Origin of the sequence: uncultured Deefgea sp. (genome assembly GCF_947072475.1) — a bacterium.
Taxonomy (GTDB): domain Bacteria; phylum Pseudomonadota; class Gammaproteobacteria; order Burkholderiales; family Chitinibacteraceae; genus Deefgea.
The window spans coordinates 1-4,682 of the sequence record NZ_CAMTIA010000101.1 but is presented as its reverse complement, the minus strand read 5'-3'; the positions used below and the strand labels follow the sequence as shown (position 1 = coordinate 4,682).

The 4,682-nt window shown below is 44.3% G+C and carries 3 protein-coding genes and 2 pseudogenes; 3 read left to right on the top strand and 2 right to left on the bottom strand.

Going from position 1 to position 4,682, the window contains the following annotated elements; all coding sequences use genetic code 11:
• Positions 1 to 123: 123 nt before the first annotated feature.
• A pseudogene (locus Q0V82_RS16395) lies at positions 124 to 414 on the top strand (transposase); the annotation flags it as partial.
• A 279-nt stretch (positions 415 to 693) separates the two neighbouring features.
• Here the strand turns inward: Q0V82_RS16395 and traI are convergent.
• Together traI and Q0V82_RS16385 are read right to left on the bottom strand one after the other, a co-directional pair.
• Positions 694 to 2,928 carry a TraI/MobA(P) family conjugative relaxase gene (traI, locus tag Q0V82_RS16390; protein WP_297577515.1) on the bottom strand — a complete coding sequence of 745 codons (2,235 nt, stop codon included), beginning with the start codon at positions 2,926 to 2,928 and terminating at the stop codon, positions 694 to 696.
• Positions 2,918 to 3,229 carry a MobB mobilization protein gene (locus Q0V82_RS16385; protein ID WP_297577514.1) on the bottom strand — a complete coding sequence of 104 codons (312 nt, stop codon included), beginning with the start codon at positions 3,227 to 3,229 and terminating at the stop codon, positions 2,918 to 2,920. The genes traI and Q0V82_RS16385 overlap by 11 nt, the downstream gene beginning before the upstream one ends.
• Before the next feature lie 84 nt (positions 3,230 to 3,313).
• On the opposite strand from Q0V82_RS16385, the gene Q0V82_RS16380 reads away from it, so the two are divergent.
• Together Q0V82_RS16380 and Q0V82_RS16375 are read left to right on the top strand one after the other, a co-directional pair.
• A complete protein-coding gene (locus Q0V82_RS16380; protein ID WP_297577513.1) occupies positions 3,314 to 3,778 on the top strand; it encodes a hypothetical protein in 465 nt (154 codons plus the stop codon).
• Positions 3,779 to 3,809: 31 nt separating this feature from the next.
• Positions 3,810 to 4,682, top strand: a pseudogene (locus Q0V82_RS16375) (IS3 family transposase); the annotation flags it as partial.

The following is a 4,682-nucleotide window of genomic DNA, read 5'->3' as shown; positions in this document are numbered from 1 at the left end:
AACTAGTAGCGCCCTTTTTATCGTTAGTTGTCTTTTATCGTCACTTATTGACAATTAATGACGATTTTTGATAATTAATGACGAGAAAAATACAATTTCTCGTCATTTTTTCCATTAAATTGTAAGGGAGCGCATTATCGCTGGCCTGGTTGGCTATTAAGGATAAGTAATGCGAACTTGGTTCGATCAATGTCGCGCAAAGGATGCTCACCAGATAATGCAGCTTGCGAAGGTTTCTTCGGGCGCTTGAAAACGGAGTTATTTTATTATCGGGATTGGACGGGAATCACCATTGAGCAATTCATCCAGATAGTCGACACCTATATTCGATGGTATAACGAAAAGCGAATTAAAATTTCCCTAGGAGCTCTTAGCCCGATTGAATACCGAAAGAGACTTGGGTTAACAACATAAACCAGTCCAAGATTTTATCCGCAGCCCCCTTGGGTGCTATTTACATGCGCTACTGCACTGCAGGTCATGCTGCAGATTTTATTTAGCTCATCTGGAGCATGAATAAAGACTGTTCGCGTCAACGTTATTTACCCAAGCAGCAGGGATTGGTTGACCCACGGCAAGACACAACAAGCTGTTGAAGCTTATTGAGAAAGACGTGTTTTGATTGGGGCAGTTGAATATCGCAGATGGATCAAAATCATCTGCAACCACAATCAACATTGCTCGAGAAGTTATTTAACGATCTTTACCGGTATCTAAATCATAAGAATCACTAAGCTGTAAAAGAGCTTTATTTATATTTATTGGGCTTACATCAGATTTCTCTAGCTCAATCCAATATGGAGAAAGTGCTTTTAGCATTGCAACGTTGGCAATTTCCTCATCACTAAACGCAAGACTCACGATTTGGTCAATGCAATCATATAACTTACTTGGTAAAGTCCGTATAAAGGCTTGCTTAACGGCCATTTCGCTATGGCCAGTCGCTTTCATACGTACCGCAATTTCAGTTAAATTTTGATTACGTGAACTGTCTGTAAGAGGTTTGTTTGATTGATGCGAAATATCGGCAAAATGCAGCATAAATGCGCGTACAGCTTTATCGACTTCACGAACTTGATCTGGTTTCCGCAGATCGTGCTCTGATACCTGCACTTGTAAAACTGCTTGCTTAAGGCGCTGCTGCTCTTGCTCGATACAGTTTTTTAACTCGAAATTTTTAGCCGAAAATTCGTGCTTTGCTGCCAGTTTAATGCATTGAGAAATATACTCATCATTCCCAGAAATATAAAAATCACCCCACTTTTTCGCGGCGATCTGTAACGCACCAAGTACGACATCATTAGATTGCCAACCATAAATTTCAATCTTGCGCCCACTATCCACAAAAGCTGGGACTACGTGATGAAGACTTCCATCGCTCCGCCTATAGCAGGCTCGCAGACCTTCAATTTCAACGTTGAATCCGGTAATGGTTAACAATGCGGGAGCAAGATAAGAATCACCAAAAATCCACATCACATTTTCAGCTGTTCGATTCCGCCACGCCTCAGCCAACTCAGGGCGGTGCTGGTCTCGCAACCATTCCTCAAAACCAGGAAACCTTTGGTGTTCTAGACTCAATTGCGTGCGCTCTATTTTCTGCCGTTCTTGCAAGCCAAGCTTTCCTGCTTTTTGCTCAGCGGCCAAAACACTTTGCAGCGCATTGCGCAATACTCCTAGCCCCTGCCAGCTCCTATCCAAAATTTGATTTCGCTGTTTTTTGTGCTGCGCGATAAGCTGTTGGCGCTCTGTCTGATGCCGCAATTTTTGCGCTTGTTTAGCGACATTACGCGCTTGAAAATGCTCTTGTTTTTTAGCCAAAAACACTGGTAACAATGGCTGATTCTGGTGCACAGGCCTTAAATCTGCACTTTGGGCAGGTTCGGAATCATATTTGGATTCCCGTCGCACGCCTGCAGGTTGTCGTCGATAAGTACGCGCATTATGCGACAAAACACCCGCAACTTTTCCGCTTCGGTAATTTGCCAAACCGCATTCGGACAAGTTGTACAAACGGTTATCGGTGCAAAGCCTAGAGTCGTCAAAGTCATACTCTTCGGATTCGACGTGGTTGAAGTAGACATTAGGTCGCTCCTGATTGGAATGTTCAAATGGGCCAAGTCGTTTTTGTAACTTATTCAAGCTGGCAGCGGGTAATACGCGACTGGCTTTAACTGCAATCGCACCAACAAAGACCACTGCCCCACCATTACTTCGCTGATAACGCATATTGCATTTTGCCAATCCACGATGTAGTTCCGACCAACAATTCGCGGATTGAATAATTGGCGCAGCCTCTTCAATGGCGATACGCTCTGCAGATTTTTCGCCTGTGCGATGCTCTTTGTCGCGTTTACTTTGAGCAGGTTGCCTTGGTGTAGGAGCATGGTGCTCACGCCCCAATTCCCCATTTTCTAAAACTCGGTAACAACCGTTCGGCTCACGCAGCCAGCCTTGGGCATGTTCAATTCGTGCAACGGCTTTATGCGCCGCTTTAATATCAAAACCTTGGTTTGGCTTAATCACTTTTATCGATTCTGGATCCACTCGATTGATCACAAGATGCAAATGTAAATTACCCGTATCGGCATGTAATCCATACATGCACTGATGAATATGTAAATCGAGCTCCCCCAAAAAAATATCAACCAACTCCTCGATTTGCTCGGCACTAGGCTGCTCGCCTTCGTGCCAACTCAAAACGTAATGGTTGATCGTATCTTTACTTCTCACTGCCTCCTGAGCTAGAGCCAACATCTCAGCTTGCTGACTTTTCAATTGATCCGTGAAAAATCCACGCGTTCCAAAATAAACACATTTCTCATGACGATTTGTTGATGTCGGGCTCAAAATGTAATTGCTCAGGGCATAAATCCGCGTTGACTTCGACGCAGATTTTCCTGGGTTACCGATCTTTTTAACGATCACGACTCAACACATCCAAGTATTTTTTTAATGCAGTCAGAACATGACCGGCATCTTCTTGAATCTCACTCGCAGGCATGCCTTGAAGGCTTTTAAGCTGAACACCAAGTCGACGCAACTCTTTCAAAATAACGGCCTTTTCATCCGCAACAATCGGTCGTCCAAAATATCTGCGGCGTACCAGCTCAGACATACTTAATGAGGCCAGGTCTGCATCAAGACTAAGGAGTTCTTTCTCTTGAATCGTCAACCGCAAATTAAGACGAGCATCCAATGCTCCATTACCAATGCATTCAAACGGCACGATTATCTCCTCAAAATTTCAACAAAGGATTAGCTCAAGCTTGACACAAAGACATCTGTTTTATAATCGAATGAGAAGTAGCACATGTATGACAAAGGCCATCCTGTATTCATTTTTATACTGGCTAACAAAAATCAGATTAGACAATATTCGCAGTTTTGCAAATTATTTAAAAATGACTATATTGATGATTTAATGGAGGCACGCATGAAATACAGCAGAGAAAAACTTACGGAAATATCAGAAACATTAAACGCCATGCCTACTTTTGAAAAGCAGACCGACTACAACAAAAAAGATGCCGTGCGAATGTTAGCTAAAGACATTGAGAAACTACGAAAGCGAGGCTATAGCTTTGAAGCAATCGCTGAAAAACTGAGCCAAGAAGGTTTAACGATCACGACAACAACACTAAGAAGTTATTTACAATCAAAATCGCCTGTAAAAAAACAGGAAAAGTCCGGCACAGCTCCTGCAGAAGTGCCAATCACGAAGGCAGTGGTAGCGCAGCAAAATATAGTGGCCCCAACAAAACAGACAGTAGTTTAAGATGGTTTCTGCCATGAAAAGGTAGGCCAAAATGAGTGAGAAAAACCGTAAAGTATTGAGCGGTGCGCAGAAAGCGAAGGTGGCATTAGAGGCAGCAAAAGGCCATAAAACCATCAATGAAATCGCCCTAGAATTCGGCGTGCATCCGACGCAAGCTGGGCTGTGGAAAAAAGCGCTATTGGAGAATGCTGCGCAGATTTTTGATGTCAAACGTGGCCCGAAACCGGTTGATGCAGCAACAGATCCTGAGCGGCTGTACGCCAAAATCGGTCAGCTCAGCATGGAGCTCGATTGGCTCAAAAAAAAGTCTGGGATCGACCACTAAACGAGCGGCAAATTTGGGTAAGTCGAGATGCCCAGCAAAACCTACCTGTGGTGCTGCAATGCCTGTTGGCCAACGTGGCGCGCGCCACGGTGTATACGCCCAAAGCCAACACTGTGGTGGATGAAGTCGAACTTGAATTATTGCGTTTATTGGATGAGGAATACACGCGTCATCCGTTTTTCGGTAGCCGAAAAATGGTGCTGTTTTTGCAACAAGAGGGGCACACCGTCAATCGAAAACGCGTACAACGATTGATGCGCATATTGGGTTTGGTGGCGATGGTGCCGAGTCCAAACACCAGTAAAAAACACCCGCAAAACAAGGTGTATCCTTATTTATTGCGGGGTATGGCGGTGGTTCGGCCGAATCAGGTGTGGAGTGCGGATCTCACTTATATTCGGCTGGCGCATGGTTTTGTGTATTTGGTGGCGATTATCGACTGGTACAGCCGAAAGGTGCTGGCCTAGCAGTTATCGAATACGATGGACGTTGGTTTTTGCATGGATTGTTTGGGCTCGGCGTTAAGTGAATATGGTGCGCCAGAAATATTTAACACCGACCAAGGCTCGCAATTCACGA

Coding starts and splice junctions, on each gene's coding strand:
- Q0V82_RS16380 (WP_297577513.1), top strand. CDS start 3,314: ATGTATGACAAAGGCCATCCTGTATTCATTTTTATACTGGCTAACAAA.